The sequence below is a fragment of the Crystallibacter degradans genome (genome assembly GCF_012952295.1).
GTDB classification, from domain to species: Bacteria; Actinomycetota; Actinomycetes; order Actinomycetales; family Micrococcaceae; genus Crystallibacter; species Crystallibacter degradans.
In genome coordinates this window covers 29694-46020 of sequence record NZ_JABBCH010000006.1, presented here as the reverse complement: position 1 = coordinate 46020, position 16327 = coordinate 29694, and the positions used below count along the sequence as shown (strand labels likewise).

Below are 16327 nucleotides of genomic sequence, written 5' to 3'. Positions count from 1 at the left end.
TTAGTCTCTCAAAGGTCTCTCAGCGGTGAATTTCAAGGGTTTCGGCAAGGCGCGCAATGCTGCCTTCCGCCGTAAGGGCATGCCCGCCACCGCCTTTTCCGTAGTGCTCGCCGTGATCGGCGCCGGCATCTTCCTTCACCCGGGCACCGACACCGCAGACGTGGACCTCAACGACGGCGGCATCTGGGTGACCAACAAGTCCCAGTCCCTGGTGGGCCACCTGAACTACCAGTCCCAACTGCTCGACGGCGGCTTCAAGCCTCCCAGCGCTAACTTCGATCTCCAGCAGGAAGCGGCGACGGTGCTGCTGCAGAACCTGAACCAGAATGCAGTCAGTACGGTAAGCGTCGCCGAGATGATCCACGGTGCCGAAAACCAGCTCCCCGGTTCGGCCAAGCTGTCCCTGGGCACCGGTGTCGCCGCAGTCAGCGACCCGGCCTCCGGGCAGGTCTGGGCCGTCGCCGCGTCGGGCCTGGATTCCTTCACACCGGAAGCCACGCAGCCGCTGGCCGAAGACGCACCTGGCGCCGTCGCCGTCGTTAGTAACAGCGATACGGTCTATGTAGCGGATCCGGAGGCCGGCAGGCTGACCGGTTACCGCGCCCCCGAGGGCGGCGGCATGTTGGAGGAAGTCTCCGCCCAGGAGCTACCGGGGATCAAGGACGCGGACGGGCTGCAGCTGACCACCGTGGGCGATGAACCGGTGCTGCTGGATCCGGCCAGCGGCATGCTGTATCTGCCCGCCGGCAAGGCGGTGGAGCTGGAGGATGCGCAGGACGCCAGGCTGCAGCAACCCGGTGACGCCAGCAACAGGGTGGCCATTGCCACCGCCAACGGCCTGCTCGCCCAGCCGCTGGACGGCGGCGAAGCCCGGCTGACTGAAATCCGGAACCCCGCGCCGCCCATCGCACCGGTGCAGGTGGCCGGCTGCATCCACGCCGCATGGACTTCCGGCGCCGGCTACCTGCGCGATTGCACGGACGACGCCTTCGACCTGGCGCAGCCCATCCCGTCCCTGTCCGCCCAGTCCGAGCTGGTGTTCCGGACCAACCGCGACGTGGTGGTGCTCAATGACGTCAACGCCGGCAACGTGTGGCTGGTCAACAAGAACCTGCAGCTGGTCAACAACTGGGGCGACCTGATCCCGCCGAAGGGCGACGACGAGGACGACACCACCGAGTCCGCGGACATTACGGCCGCCACGCGGCTGCCGGAGCGCCTGGAGGAAAACCAGGCGCCGGTCGCCGTGGCCGACGAGTTCGGCGTCCGCGCCGGCCGCACCACCGTGCTGCCGGTGCTCTTCAACGACTCGGACCCGGACGGAGACCTGCTCACGGTCACGGTCAACGGCGACCAGCCCGCCACCGGGACCGTCCAGCGGATCTACCAGGGGACCGGCCTGCAGATTGTGCTGCCCGAGGACGCCACCGGTTCGTCGTCGTTCGCCTATGAGGTCAACGACGGCCGCGGCGGCACGGACACCGCGCAGGTCAGGCTCCGCGTGGTGCCGGAGGGTTCCAACGCGGCGCCGGAACAGAAGCGCGAGACCATCCTCGCCGTCGAATCCGGGCAGAGCCTGAGCCGGAACGTGCTCACGGATTGGCTGGACCCGGACGGCGACGACCTGCTGCTGATGGGCGCGGTGGCCGAGGATGCGGGGGACATTGTCCGCACCCGGCCGGACGGCGTGCTCACCTACCAGGACGTGGGGACCTCCGACGGCGAGAAGAAGGTCACCATCACGGTCTCCGACGGCCGCACCAGCACCACCGGCGAGGTCACGGTGGAAGTCAAACCGCGCGGCGAGCTGGCCCCGGTGACCAACCCGGACCACGTGCGCGCCACGGTGGGCGAGGAGGTCACCATCTTCCCGCTGCGCAACGACGCGGACCCCACCGGCGGCTCCATGCGCCTGGCCAGTGTCGGCGAGGTGCCCAATGCTACCGTGCAGGGGAATTACGACGTCGGCACCGTCACCTTCAGCTCCGCTGCCGCCGGCACTTACTATCTGGAATACCTGGCCACCACCGGCCCCACGAGTTCCCCGGGGCTGATCCGGGTGGAGGTCACCGAAGCCGAGCAGGGCAGCGGCGTGCCCACCGCCGTGCGCGATGTGGTGCTGCTGCCCTCGCGCGGCGAAGCGCTGGTGGATGTGCTGGCCAATGATTCGGATCCGGCCGGCGGCGTGCTGGTGGTCCAGTCCGTTTCCGTGCCGCGCGACGCCCCGGTGGACGTGGCCGTGCTGAACCACTCCGTCCTGCGCGTCAACGATGCCCGCGGCCTGAACTCGCCGCTGACCATCACCTACACCGTCTCCAACGGCTCCGGCAGCGCCACCGGCGAGGTGGCCATCTTCCCGGTTCCCGCGCCGGCCAAGCTGCTGCCGCCGCGGGCCAACAATGACGAGGCGGTGGTCCGGGCCGGCGACATCGTCAACATCCCGGTGCTGGAGAACGATGAACATCCCAACGGCGCTGCCCTGACCCTGGACACCGAACTGGTGGAAGCCCCCGCCACGGCGGACGGCACCATCGCCATTTCCGGCAACCAGCTGCGGTTCAAGTCCGGGCCGGAGGCTACGGGTGGGAAGACAGTCACCGCCGTCTACCGCATCAGCGGACCGGACGGCCAGGTGGCCAGCGCGCAGGTGCGGATCCGGATCACCGAACCGGACACCGCGAGCAACGCCCGTCCGGTGCCGAAGAACCTGACCGCCCGGGTGCTCGCGGGCAAGACCGTGAGCATCCCGGTACCGCTGGACGGCATCGACCCGGACGGGGACTCAGTCAGCCTGGCTGGGCTGGAACGCGCGCCGACGCTGGGCACCGCCGTGATCAAGGCCGCGGCCATCGAATACACCGCCGGCAGCGGCTCCACCGGCACGGACACCATCAGCTACGCGGTCCAGGACCGGCTCGGCGCCCGCTCCACCGCGACCATTTCCATCGGCATCGCTCCGTCCTCGGACGCCAACCAGCCGCCCAACGCCGTCGACGACGAGGCGAGCGTGCGTCCGGGCCGCAACCTGTCGGTGGACGTGCTCAAGAACGATTCGGACCCCGACGGTGACCGCATTGCCTTTGCCGCCGACGGCCTCGGCTCGGACGCGGACCTCCAGCTGAGCCTGCGGGAGGGACGCCTCCGGATTGCTGCCCCGGAAACGGAAGGCACCGCCGTCGTTCGCTATAGCATCACCGATGGTCGCGGCGGCACCTCCACCGGGACGCTGACCGTGACGGTGGATCCGGACGCGCCGCTGCTGCCGCCGGTGGCGCGGGATGACCGGGTGGCGGTGGCGGAGACCACCGGCAAGGACCAGGTCAGCGTTCCGTTGCTGAACAATGACGAAGATCCCGACGGCGACCTGGGCGAGTTGGCCATCAGAATCGACGACCCGGCCGGCGGCGCTGCCGTGGCCGAGGACCGGACTTTGACCGTGCCCGTCCGGGCCGACACGCAGATCATTGCCTACACACTCGAGGACGTGGACTCGCTGACCTCCACCGCGTTCGTGGTGGTGCCCGGGAACGGGGACCAGCGGCCGGCGCTGAAGGAACAGCAGCCGCTCAAGGTCCGCTCCGGTGAACCGCTGAGGCTGGACATCGGGCAGCTCGTGGCGGTCCGCGAGGGCAGGACGCCGCGGCTGACCCAGGATGACAAGGTGGCCGCGGTGGCCGGCTCGGCGCGGATCGACGGCGCCACGGGCCTCACCTTCACCTCCAACGACGGCTACGCCGGTGCCGCGTCGGTCAGCTTCGAGGTCACCGATGGCTCCGGCCCGGATGATCCGGATGGGCTGACGGCCACGCTGACCGTGCCGATCACGGTGCTCCCGCTGCCGGAGCAGAATGCGCCGCCCACCCTGAGCGCCAACTCGCTGCAGGTGGCGCAGGCCGGCGAGCCGGCAACCCTGGACCTGCGGGATGCAGCGAGCGATCCCGATCCACAGGACGCCGATGCGCTGGAGTTCGCGGTGACCGGTGGTTCCGTCGAGGGCGTGGACGTGTCCATCGACGGCAGCGTGCTCACTGCCCGGGCACAGAACAACGCCGCCAAGGGTGCCGAGGGAACCATCAACGTCAGCGTCACCGATGGCAACCACGATCCGGTGTCCTCCACCGTGACCATCAGCGTGGTGGCCACGGACCGCCCGCCCGCCGTGGCGGTGGACGACCTGGTGCCGGACGCGCACCAGGGCGAGACCGTCACCGTTCCCGTGCTGGACAACGACTCGAACCCGTTCCCCCAAACGCCGCTGAAGCTCCTCAGCGCCCAGCCGCAGGACGGCGGGCAGGGCAGGGTGGCGGTCAGCGGCGACGCTCTGGAGATCACGCCGAACGAGGACTTCGTGGGCACCATGGGCGTGGTCTACCGCATTCAGGACGCCACCGAGGACCCGGACCGCGAGACCGAAGGCCGCGTCACCCTGACCGTGAAGGGCAAGCCGGACGCGCCGAGCACTCCGCGCATGGTCAGCGAGGGCAACCAGACCGCCGTGCTGACCTGGGAAGTGCCGGCGGACAACGGTGAACGGATCACCTCCTACACAGTGTCCGGCGGCGGGTTCAGCCAGGAGTGCGCGGCCAACACCTGCACGCTGGAGAACCTGACCAACAACCAGGAGTACAACTTCACCGTGACGGCCACCAACGCGGTGGGAACCTCCGAGGCGTCGCCCGCGTCCGGCGTTGTCCGTCCGGATGTGAAACCCGAGACCCCGGCCGCGCCGCAGCTGGTCTTCGGCGATGGCGCGCTGACGGTGACCTGGCAGACGCCGGCGTCGCAGGGCTCGCCGGTGGAGTCCTTCAACCTGGAGATCTCGCCGGCCCCGCCGGTGGGCGAGCTGCAGAAGAACGGCGTCACCGGGAACTCGCTGGTCTGGGCCGGACTGGCCAACGGAACCGCCTACAAGGTGCGGGTACAGGCGAACAACAGCGCCTCCACACCGTCCGACTGGGGCGCGTACTCCGCCGAGGAGATTCCCGCCGGCGTGCCCGGGGCCCCGTCAACGCCCACCGCCACGCGGACCACCAGCGCGGTGAACGAGGGCTCGATCGACGTGGCCTGGACCGCCCCGGCCAACACCAACGGCGCCCCCGTGGAAGCGTACGACCTGCGGATCTTCGAGAACGGCGCGCCGGCCGGAACCCGCAGCGGGCTCCCCGCCGGAACCACCGGCCTGTCGCTGACCGGGCTGAAAACCGCCGGCAGCTACACCTTCGACGTGGTCGCGCACAACAAGGCCGGCGCGGGGGAGCGGAGCGGCCGCTCTGCCGCCGTCGTTCCTTACGGTGTTCCGCACCAGGTGCAGGGCGTGACGGCTGCGGCCACCGGGGCCAACGAGCAGGTCAAGCTGGACTTCGCCGCGCCCTATAACAACGGCAGCGCGATCACCGGCTACGAATACGCGATCGACGGCGGCGGCTGGCGTACCTTCGGCGGTCCGGGCAGCACGGTCTCGTCGCCGACCAACGGGCAGAACCACACCTGGAAGGTCCGGGCACTGAACGCCGGCGGTCCCGGCGCGGCGAGCCCGGGCTCCAACGCCACCAGCGCCTACGGTCCGATCACCGATGCCTCCAACCTGGCCGCCTCCACAGCCGGGCCGAAAGTCACGTTTACCTGGAACGCCAACTGGCAGGCCTACGGCAACGGCCGGAAGATCACCGGCTCCTCGGTCACCGTCAATGGCCAGGCGGTGAACGCGGGCGCCGGGAGCTGGACCAGCCCGGAGGAAGCCAACAAGTCCTACACCATCACGGTGACCGTGAGCCGGTCCGACGGCAGCAGGAGCTTCAGCCGGACCCAGGTTGTGCCGCCGGCCGAGATCACGGGGATCTATCGCGGCGATAGGGTGAATGTCGACGGGAGGTCCGGCTGGCACTACGTCATTGTGGAATACCGGAACTTCCCGCAGGGCACGCGGGATGTCTGGTGCCGGGCGAGCGATACCAACCTGGATCCGAACTACGGGCGGGCGCCGATAGGATTTGCCCATAGCGGCAGGGTCCAGACCAAGTGCATCGCGAAAATCGATTCCGCCGAACCAGGTGCCATCACCATGTCCGTGGAAGGAATGGGAGATTTCCAGTTCTCCAACTGGAGCGGCTGACGGCCGGCTCCGCACAACAAGTCCCAACCGAGTTATTTCCGCCCTGTACAAGAGAAAGACACAAACCCCATGACGATGACAGCAGAGCAGGCCGAATGGTTCGCCGGGACGTTCGAGAAGCTGGTCGGCAACGTCGGCCAGGCCGTGCTGGGCAAGCCGCACGTGGTCAAGCTGATCCTGACCGCCATGCTCGCCGAAGGGCACGTGCTGCTGGAGGATGCACCGGGCACGGGCAAGACCATGCTGGCCCGTTCGCTGTCGGCCACGGTGCAGGGCACCAACTCGCGCATCCAGTTCACGCCCGACCTGCTGCCCTCGGACGTCACGGGCATCACCATCTATGACCAGAAGACGCAGAACTTCGAGTTCCACAAGGGCCCGATCTTCGCCAACGTGGTGCTGGCGGACGAGATCAACCGCGCCTCGCCCAAGACGCAGTCCGCGCTGCTGGAGGTCATGGAGGAATCCCGCGTGACCGTGGACGGCGTCACCTACGAGGCCGGCCGGCCGTTCATGGTCATCGCCACCCAGAACCCGATCGAACAGGCCGGCACCTACCGCCTGCCCGAGGCCCAGCTGGACCGCTTCCTGATCAAGACCTCCATCGGCTACCCGGACCTGGCCTCCACCGTGGAGCTGCTCGGCGGGAGCACCACGCGGGACCGTTCGCTGGCGCTGAAGCCGATCATCACCACCGCGGCCGTGACCGACATGGCGGATCTGGCCACCACCAACCACGTGGACATCGCCGTACTGGAGTACGTCTCGCACCTCTGCGACGCCACCCGCACGGCCGACGAGACGCGGCTGGGCGTGTCCGTCCGCGGCGCCCTGGCGATGGTCCGCGCGGCCAAGGTCTGGGCCGCCGTCCACGGCCGGAACTACGTGCTGCCGGACGACATCAAAGAACTGGCCCCCGTGGTCTGGACACACCGTTTCGTGATGGATCCCGAAGCCGAATTCGCCGGCGCCACCCCCGAGGCCGTGCTCAAGCGGGTGCTGGCCGAGGTGGCCGCGCCGCAGCAGCGCAGCGTCTCGGTTTAGGCAACGCGGATTTGGGGAGTTCGATGTCCACGACAAAAGCGGGTGGCGGCCGCGTCCTGCTCAAACGCCTGCTGCACAGGGCCGCACCGGAACGCAGCAGCAAACTGCACCCGGCGTCGCTGCTGAAGCTCGCCAGGGAGACGGCCGCGTTGACAGGCGAGTTCCTGGCACCGCATTGGCAAAGAACGACGGCGGTGCACGCCAAATACGTGCAGCCAACCGTTTCCATCGTCTCGCCGCTGGGCTGGATCGTGCTGGTTGCCGCCGTGCTGTTGTTCACCCTCGGCGCTGCCTACGGCTGGGCCGAAGCCAAAGCCGGCGGCCTGATGGCGGTGTTGTTGCTTCTGATCGCCGTCGGCTTTGTGCTCGGGCGATCCTCCTATGGCGTGAAACTGGACCTCGCCCGCACCCGGGTGGCAGTAGGGGACCACGCCATCGGCAGCGTGGAAGTGACCAATACGGATCCAAAGCCTTTGCTGCCGGCCGCGCTGGAACTGCCGGTGGGCGCCTCCACCGCGGTGTTCCACCTGCCGCGGATGAAGCCCGGCCAAGTGCACGAGGACCTTTTCACCATCCCCACCCAGCGCCGCGCCGTCATCGTGGTGGGCCCGGTGCGCTCGGTGCGGGCGGATCCGCTGGGACTGCTGCGGCGGCAGATGATGTGGACCGAACCGACCGATCTGTTTGTGCACCCAAAGACCACCGCTCTGATCGGTTCCGCCTCCGGCTTCATCCGCGACCTGGAAGGGCTGCCCACCAGGGACCTCTCCAGCGCGGATGTGTCCTTCCACGCGCTGCGCGATTATGTTCCCGGCGACGACCGTCGGCATATCCACTGGAAGACCACCGCCCGCACCAACGAGCTGATGGTCCGCCAGTTCGAGGAAACCCGCCGCGCACACCTGGCCGTCGCCGTCTCCACGAACACCGAGGAGTACACCAGCGAGCATGACTTCGAACTCGCCATCTCGGTAGCCGCCTCCATCGGGCTGCAGGCCATCCGGGAGCAGCGCAACCTCTCGGTGCTCACGCAGCAGGGGCCGCTGAGGACCGAGACCGGGCGCAACCTGCTGGACGAAATGACCCGGATCGAGGGCCGGCCGCAGCGCGCGACGGCGGTGGACCTGGCGCGGACCGCGGCCGACACGGTACCGAATGCCTCAGTCTTCTTCCTGGTGGTCGGCGAACACGTCACCGCCACGCAGTTGCGCCGTGCCGCCGCTGCCGTTCCGCCCGGCATCCGGGCCTTCGCCATCCGCTGCGCCCATGGGCTGGACGCGGCGAAAGCCTCCATCGGCGATCTGACCGTCCTCTCGCTGGGCAACCTCGACGACCTGGCCATCATTCTGCGAAAGGCTGCCGCATGAGCGCCCCCGACAGCCCCGGGAACGAACCCAGGCGCAGCCGCCGTCGTGCCGCTCCGCCCCGGGAAGGCACCGAGCGGGCCTCCGCCACGGGGGAACGCGCCGCATCACGCGACCGCGGATTGCCCCCGCAGGAGCGCGGACTGGTGCTGCCGCGATCCTGGCAGCACCTCGGGATTGATGCCGCCGTGCTCACCCTGCTGCTGGGGATGGGCGTGCTCGGCTTCCACAACGTCTTCGCGGGCGAACCGCGCTATCTGGTCGCCGGGTTCGGCGGCATCGTGGTCGGGCTCGGCCTGGCCCTGGCCTGCGCCTGGTACCGGTTGGGCCTGCTGGCCACCGCGACCGCCGGGCTGCTGACGTACGTGCTGCTCGGCAGCGCCTTTGCCGCGCCCACCCAGGCGATTGCCGGCGTCGTACCTTCGCTGGAATCCCTGCGCACGGTCCTCACCGGCTTCATCTTCGCCTGGAAGGACATTCTGACCGTCGCCGCGCCGGTGGGTGTCAACGGGGGCATGCTGGTGGTCCCGTTCCTGGGCCCGCTGGCCGCGGCGCTGCTGGCCGGCACGCTGGCCTGGCGGGTCAAGACCCCGTACTGGACCATCCTGCCCGTGACGGCGATGTTCATTCTGGGTATCGCGTTCGGCACCAATGCGCCCACGCTACCGCTGCTGCGCGGCGTGCTGCTGGTGGCCGGGGCCGTATCGTGGCTGGCCTGGCGCCGGCACATTTCCCGCACCGACAGCACCGCGCACGTCTCCGCCAATCCGCAGGCCGCCGACGCCGCCGCCCACCGGACCGGCGTGCTCCGGCGGCTGGGGCTGGGCGCCGGAGTGCTGGTGCTGGCGACGGCAGTTACCGCGCTGGCCGGCCCCGCGCTGACCGCAGGCGGTGAGCGCAAGGTGCTGCGCGACGTCGTTGTTCCCCCGGTGGAGCTGTACGACTACCCGTCGCCGCTGATGGACTTCCGCCAGTTTGTGAAGGACAAGTCCGAGGACACGCTCTTCACGGTGCAGGGCCTGCCGCCGGGGGAGCGGGTGCGGCTGGCCGCGCTGAATACGTACGATGGCGTGGTCTACAACGTGAATCCGCAAAGTGGCGGCAACTACGCGCCCGTGGGCGATGCGCAGTCGCTGGGCAACGTAGACGGCGACGGCGGAAACCCGAACTCGAACACTGCGCAGATGACGTTCAGCATCGCCGACTACAACGGCGTGTGGTTGCCTGCCGGCGGCCAGCTCAACGGGGTGGCGATGGACGGGCCGCGGGCCGACGAGGTGGCCGGGTCCCTCTATTACAACGAGGACTCCGAAACCGCGCTCTCCACCCGTTACATCCGGCCCGGGGACAACTACTCGGTCAACGTGTCCTTCCCGGCCAAGCCGGAGGACGGGCAGCTGGCCCAGTACGATTTCGCCCCGCTGAACCTGCCCGAACCGGAGCAGGTGCCCAACATCATCGGCACCAAGGCAAATGAGCTGGTGGGCGATGAAACCGTGCCGATCGAGCAGGTCCGCCAGCTGGAGCGGAGCCTGCACGAAAACGGCCTCTTCTCCAACGGCAAGGAGGACGAGGCGCGCAGCCTCTCCGGGCACAGTGCCAGCCGCATGACCACGCTGCTGGACTCCGAGCAGATGATCGGCGACGATGAGCAGTACGCGGTGGCGATGGCGCTGATGGCCCGTCACCTGGGCATTCCCGCCCGTGTGGTGATGGGGTTCTACCCGGATCCTAGCATCGAGCGCACCGCCGGACAACCGGTGGAGATCAAGGGCAAGGACGTCCACGCCTGGGTGGAGATCGCGTTTACCAACGCCGGCTGGGTGGCCTTCGATCCGACGCCGGACAAGGACAACGAGCCGACCCCGCCGCAGCAGCAACCGAAGTCGACGCCGAAGCCGCAGGTGCTCCAGCCGCCGCCACCGCCGCAGGAACCGGCCGAGCTGCCGCCGGACTCCGCGCCGGAACCGCAGGACGCGGAGCAGAACGAGAAGGGCTTCTGGGAGCAGTGGGGCTGGCTGATCAGCGCGATCGGTGTGGCCACGATTCCCCTGGTGATCCTGCTGAGCCCGCTGCTGCTGATCGCCTGGCTGAAACTGCGACGGCGCAAACGCCGCGCCGCCGAAGGCTTGCCCAGCACCCGGGTCAGCGGCGGCTGGAGCGAGGTCATGTCGCTGGCCACGGACATGGGCGCCAGCGCCAATGCCAAGGCCACCCGGCGCGAGCATGCCTCGGAGCTGGCGGACGCGTTCCCCGCGGCCTCCGGCACGACGACGGCGCTGGCGAACCGGGCAGACGCAGCGGTGTTCGGCGGCGTGGAGCCCACCGAGGTGCAGGTGCGCGAGTACTGGGACATGGTGGAGAAGTCGCTGGACGAAATCGGCTCGTCGGCGGGCTTCTGGAAACGCCAGCGGGCGCGGTTCTCGCCCCGCTCGCTGGTGGCCGAGGCGCGCTTCCGGCTGTCACAAAAGTTCGGCAAGGGCGTGTCCGGCCGGTCCTTGGGCAACGCCGGGAGCACAAACCGTAAAGTAGAGTCACGCACCGAGGAACAACACAAGGGAGTGAGCCATACGTGGCAGCAAGACTGAACCTCGTCAGCGCCTCTGCTGGCAAGCGGGTCGGCGCGTGGCTGATCGATAAACTCCCTCCCGCCGTGCTGGTGGGACTTGGCTACGGGGTGGGCATGGCGGGGCTGCTGGGTGCAGCCGGTTCCGGCACTGACGAGGCCGTGGCCGCCGCCGCAGCTGGCCTGTTCCTCTGGCTGGGCATTACCTCGTTGCTGGCCCTGGCCTACGGCATCTGGAAGTGGGGCTGGGAAGCGCGGACGGGCAAGACCCCGGGCAACGTCCTGCTCGGGCTGCGGACGGCGAATGAGGACGGCAACGCCCCCGGCTGGGCAGCCATCTTCATCCGCGGCCTGATCATCGCCGTCGGCGGACTGGTCCCGGTTGTCGGAGCCGTCATCGTGGTCATTTCCAACCTCTGGGACGCCAACCACCAGCGGCAGGGCTGGCACGACAAGGTGGCCAAGACCCTGGCCCTGGACGTGAATGCCGGCCGCGACCCACTGACCACCGGCGGCCTCTACGGCCACAGCACGTTCACACCGGCCGGCGGGCCGGCGGGCGCTCCGCAGCCGAGTTTTGTCGGCGCCCCGGCCGGCGGTCCTGGCTTCGGACAAAGCTCGCAGTCGCCGCGCTTTGACGACAATGCTGCGCGATCAAGCGGCATCATCTCCGGCATCCCGGGCTTCAGCGGGCCTCCCGCAGTCAGCAGCCCCGCCGGCGCCACCGCAGATAGGTCGGCCGTGCCCGCGGATACCTCTGCCGCACCGGCCAACACGGCACCAGCCGCGCCGGAGGTATCCGAAAGTTCGCCCGCTGGCTCCGCGCCCATGCAAGCACCGTCGTCGCACGTCGACGACGAGTTCGCTAACACCCGCATCCGCGCCGCCGCACCAGCGCCCGCGGACCCCGGTTCCGTCCAGGAACCGGCCGGCCTCAACATCCGCTTCGACGACGGCCGCGAGGTCGCCATCGAATCCAGCGCACTGATCGGCCGCAATCCGGCCGCCGCGGCAGGAGAAGAAGTGGACCAGCTGATCGACTTCGCCGATCTGGACCGCTCCGTTTCCAAGACGCATCTGGAACTGCGCGTCGAGGGCGGCATTGTCTGGGTCAATGACCGCAATTCAACCAATGGCAGCGCCGTGACCGGACCGGACGGCGTGCGCCAGCAGCTTGTCCCCGGTGCACCGGTAGCGGCCAAGTCAGGAGCAACCGTGGAGTTCGGCGACCGAAGCTTCGTCATTGGTCAGGCATGACCCAGGACAAACCGAGCCATATCGACAACATCAGGCTCACAGTCGGATCGGGCACGGACCGCGGCCTGCGGCGTGAGCTGAACGAAGACTCCTTCACCACCGCGTCGCCGCTGTTCGCCGTGGCCGACGGCATGGGCGGCCACGAGGCAGGCGAAGTTGCCAGCCGGATCTGTGTGGAGACGATGACGGACTACGTCCGCCGCCATGAGCTGGGAGCGGCCGAGCTTCAGCAGCTCATTGCCGACGCCGACCGGCGGATCCGGGCCGCTGCGGGCTCGCGCGCCGGCACCACGGTCACCGGCGCGGCGCTGGTGGCGGAACGCGGCGTGCCGTACTGGCTGGTGTTCAACGTGGGCGATTCGCGGACTTACCGGCTGAACCAGGGCAGGCTGGAGCAAATCAGCGTTGACCATTCGGAAGTCCAGGAACTGCTGGAGGCCGGCCGGATCACCGCCCAGGAAGCGCTGGTCCATCCTCGCCGCCACGTCGTGACCCGTGCCCTGGGGACCGGCGACGATTCCGAACCCGACTTCTGGATGCTTCCGGTTGAGCCCGGGGACCGCATGCTGATTTGTTCCGATGGTCTTACCTCAGAAGTCAGCGACGAGCACATCCATGCCATCCTCAGCTCTACCGCTCGCCCGCAGGATGCTGTCCAGGCGCTCATCCAGGCCGCACTGTGCTCGGGTGGTCGGGACAACATCACCGCGATCGTTGTCGATGCCGCCGACCTGGCGCAGGACGCCGCGCAGGCAGCGACCGCGCCGCGTACCGAGGAAGAAGAGACGGATACGTTGCCGCGGCTGGTGCCCGGCGGATCCGGGCCGGCGGGTCAGCAGGAGCAGATCTGATGGCAGCAATTACCTACTGCCCGGGCCCCTGGCTAGGGCTGGTCCGGGGTGGCACCATCGTGCTGCTGGAACAGAGCACCCGCGAAGATGTGGTCATGGCCGTCTGGGAGGTCTTAGGTGCGCAACCGGCGCCGGAATCCGTGCTTGGTGCCGTGGTGAGCGGCTATGGCATGGACCTGGCTTCCATACCGCAGTTCGCCATCGTGTCCTTCCAGGATAAGCTGCATGCGATCCTGCGCGGCGACGTGGTCCTCAATAGCGACGGCGTGGGGACCTCGGCGGAACTTTCCGGCGAGGGCGTCACCACCTGGACGGAGCGCCTGCTGCCTGCCCAGGAGCTGTTTGACCTCGTGATCAATGACGGCCGCGACGGCGAGGGCCGCTGGCTTCCACTGGCCGAAGGCATCGTCCAGCTGGGCGGCATCCGCGTCGGCGTGGACACAGCCGCCAGGCCGGCTGACCCAGCGGCAGGCCAAGCCGAATCGGCTGAACCTGCTGTCCCAATGTCGAGGCACGAGGAACTCAACGTTCCGGAGGGCATCGAAGTCACCGGCATCTACGATCCTGATGACCTGGACGAGGCGGAGGACTTCGAGGATACGGTCATCCATACGAAGGCCCAGCGCGCCAACCTGCCGCCATCTGCGGCGGTCCCGCCGGCGGAGAACAACGTGACTGCGGGTCCGGCCCCGTCTCTGGCCGCCCCTCCACAGCAAAGCGGCCCGGCTCGGCAAGTCGGCCCGGTACAGCAGTCCGCCCCTGCACGGCAGTCGGCCCCGGCAAGCCTGATCGATTCCGTGCCGTGGCTGACGCCGTCGGCCTCCGCCCGGGCCCGGGCTGCCGAATCAGCTACGGCTGAAGCTGCCCAGGATCTGCGCGCGGTGAACCAGGTGGACCGAACAGCCGAGGCAGCCGAGGCAGCCGAGGCACCCGAGGGCGACCATGACGGGCAGACCCTGCTGCGCCGCGACCTGCCGCTGGCGCCCAAAACCGCGCCCGCTCCAGTTCCGGATCCGGCACAGCGGCCGGCCACCGGCGCGATGGTGCTGGCACGAGTCTGCCCGCAGGGGCATGCCAACCCGCCCACCAGTTCCAACTGCAGCATCTGTGCCGCCGGACTTGCCGACGATGCCAGCCAGGTGCAGCGTCCCAGCCTGGGCAGGATGCGGCTCTCCACCGGAGAAGTCATCGAGCTTGACCGTCCGGTGATCGTCGGCCGCCAGCCCTCGGCCTCGCGCGTGCAGGGCAACGGCATGCCGCGCCTGGTCCAGGTGCGCAGCGTCAGCGGCGACATATCGCGTTCACATCTGGAGGTGCGGCTGGAAGGCTGGCACGTCATGCTGTGCGATCTGAAAGCCACCAACGGCACCATGCTGATCCGCGGGGGCCAGCCGCCGCGACGGCTGGGACAGGGCGAGTCCACGATCCTGCTCGACGGCGACATCGCGGACCTGGGCGACGGCATTTCGCTGCGGTTCGAGGACCTGCCGTGAGTTCCAAGCGTCCACCCGCACCACCGCCCGCGATCGAGGGCTACCGGTACGTCAGCGTGCTCGGCTCCGGCGGCTTCTCTGACGTCTATCTCTACGAACAGGACCGGCCTAAGCGCAAGGTTGCCGTCAAGGTCCTCGTCGCGGACCTGAAGACCCAAGGCGCGCGCCGCCGCTTCGAGTCCGAAGCGAACCTGATGGCGCAGTTGTCCACCCATCCGTTCATCGTGACCATTTACGAGGCGGATATTACCGGCAGCGGCCACTCCTACCTGGCCATGGAGTATTGCTCGCGCCCGAGCCTGGACGCGCGCTACCGCACCGGCCCGCTCGGTGTAGATGAAGTGCTCTCGCTCGGCATCCAGGTGGCCTCCGCGGTGGAAACTGCCCACCGGGCCGGGATTGTGCACCGGGATATCAAACCGGCCAACATCCTGGTCACGGACTACAACCGGCCCGCGCTCACCGACTTCGGCATCTCCGGCACCACGGACAGCGTCGACGACGATGCCGGCATGTCCATCCCGTGGTCCCCGCCCGAAGCGTTCCACGGCGAGGGTGCCGACGGCATCAAGATCGACATCTGGGCTCTCGGCGCCACGCTCTACACCCTGCTGGCCGGCCGCTCGCCCTTCGTCCGGCCCGGCGGGGACAACTCGCAGCGCGAACTGATGAACCGGATCGCCACGTCACCCGTGCCCTCGCTACGCCGCGCCGACGTGCCTGAATCGCTTGAACAGGCTCTCGCCACGGCGATGGCCAAGGCTCCGTCCTCGAGGTTCCCCACGGCCCACGCCTTCGCGCTCGCGCTGCAGCGGATCCAGGCGGAGCTGAACCTTTCGGTCACACCGTTCGAAGTGCTCGAGGAAGCCCCGGGGGATGAACTGCCGCAGGAGGACGGCGGGGAAGCCACCCGGGTGCGCCAGGTGGTCTCGATCGATCCGGACGCGACGACCAACTCGCCCACGGTTTTCCGCCCACGCTTCCCGGAGCGTTCCAACAACCCGGATGACCGCACGGTCCTGCGGCCATCTCGCCGCGAAACCGAGGAGTCCGGCGGCAGCAGCCACGGCGGCCAGGCCGGCGGCTGGGTTCCGTCGCCGCCGGAGGGCGTGGAAAACACAGCGTACGACGGCGGAGCCGCCACCCAGCCCACCGTCGGCTTTGGTGACGCTCACCACCAAGGTGGGGACACCGCCGTCGTACCTCGGCGCCGGAAGAATCTGGTCGGGATTATCGGCGGAGCCGCCGCAGTGGTTGTCCTGGCCGTGGCGGCCGTGCTGGTAGTCACTGCGCCGGAACCGGAAGCGGCCGAATCGCAGCCGCCGGTCAGCCAGCCGCCGTCGAACGCCATCGAGGGCCTGTCCGGAAATGTGGTGGCGCCGGAAGAACTGGCGGGCAAAGTGGACGGGGACGAGGCCGTCTTCTCCTGGACCAATCCAGACAAGCGCGACGGCGACCTGTTCATCTGGACGCCGGTGACCGCGCTGGGCAAGGGCGAGCCGCAGCGGACACCGGATCCGGGCGTGAGCATCCCGCTGGCCGAGAACGACCGGACCTGCATCGAGGTGGTAGTGCTGCGGGCCAACGGAAAGTCATCGGACCCGGTCCGCGGCTGCGCCGACTAACCTAGGAGCAAACAA

8 protein-coding genes are annotated in these 16327 nt (G+C 68.7%); all 8 read left to right on the top strand.

Features of this window, described 5'->3' with window-relative positions:
• The first annotated feature begins 25 nt into the window (after positions 1-25).
• Positions 26-6112, top strand: a complete 6087-nt coding sequence (locus HGO92_RS11655) for an Ig-like domain-containing protein (RefSeq protein WP_346768932.1) — start codon at positions 26-28, stop codon at positions 6110-6112.
• A 69-nt stretch (positions 6113-6181) separates the two neighbouring features.
• Positions 6182-7156 carry an AAA family ATPase gene (locus HGO92_RS11650; RefSeq protein WP_169994952.1) on the top strand — a complete coding sequence of 325 codons (975 nt, stop codon included), beginning with the start codon at positions 6182-6184 and terminating at the stop codon, positions 7154-7156.
• A 23-nt stretch (positions 7157-7179) separates the two neighbouring features.
• The gene (locus tag HGO92_RS11645; RefSeq protein ID WP_169994950.1) at positions 7180-8523 is read left to right on the top strand and encodes a DUF58 domain-containing protein; all 1344 of its coding nucleotides are present in this window, start codon (positions 7180-7182) and stop codon (positions 8521-8523) included.
• Positions 8520-11108, top strand: a complete 2589-nt coding sequence (locus HGO92_RS11640) for a transglutaminase-like domain-containing protein (protein WP_240974578.1) — start codon at positions 8520-8522, stop codon at positions 11106-11108. Before HGO92_RS11645 ends, HGO92_RS11640 begins: the two co-directional genes overlap by 4 nt.
• Positions 11093-12343, top strand: coding sequence for an RDD family protein (locus HGO92_RS11635; protein ID WP_169994948.1), 1251 nt, complete (start codon positions 11093-11095; stop codon positions 12341-12343). The genes HGO92_RS11640 and HGO92_RS11635 overlap by 16 nt, the downstream gene beginning before the upstream one ends.
• Positions 12340-13194 (top strand): PP2C family protein-serine/threonine phosphatase, encoded by an 855-nt coding sequence (locus HGO92_RS11630; RefSeq protein ID WP_169994946.1) that lies wholly within the window; start codon positions 12340-12342, stop codon positions 13192-13194. The genes HGO92_RS11635 and HGO92_RS11630 overlap by 4 nt, the downstream gene beginning before the upstream one ends.
• On the top strand, positions 13194-14687 hold the full coding sequence (locus tag HGO92_RS11625) for an FHA domain-containing protein (RefSeq protein WP_169994944.1): 1494 nt from the start codon (positions 13194-13196) through the stop codon (positions 14685-14687). Before HGO92_RS11630 ends, HGO92_RS11625 begins: the two co-directional genes overlap by 1 nt.
• The gene (locus tag HGO92_RS11620) at positions 14684-16312 is read left to right on the top strand and encodes a protein kinase domain-containing protein (RefSeq protein ID WP_169994942.1); all 1629 of its coding nucleotides are present in this window, start codon (positions 14684-14686) and stop codon (positions 16310-16312) included. The genes HGO92_RS11625 and HGO92_RS11620 overlap by 4 nt, the downstream gene beginning before the upstream one ends.
• Positions 16313-16327 lie beyond the last annotated feature (15 nt).

Coding starts and splice junctions, on each gene's coding strand:
- HGO92_RS11650 (WP_169994952.1), top strand. CDS start 6,182: ATGACGATGACAGCAGAGCAGGCCGAATGGTTCGCCGGGACGTTCGAG.
- HGO92_RS11645 (WP_169994950.1), top strand. CDS start 7,180: ATGTCCACGACAAAAGCGGGTGGCGGCCGCGTCCTGCTCAAACGCCTG.
- HGO92_RS11640 (WP_240974578.1), top strand. CDS start 8,520: ATGAGCGCCCCCGACAGCCCCGGGAACGAACCCAGGCGCAGCCGCCGT.
- HGO92_RS11630 (WP_169994946.1), top strand. CDS start 12,340: ATGACCCAGGACAAACCGAGCCATATCGACAACATCAGGCTCACAGTC.
- HGO92_RS11625 (WP_169994944.1), top strand. CDS start 13,194: ATGGCAGCAATTACCTACTGCCCGGGCCCCTGGCTAGGGCTGGTCCGG.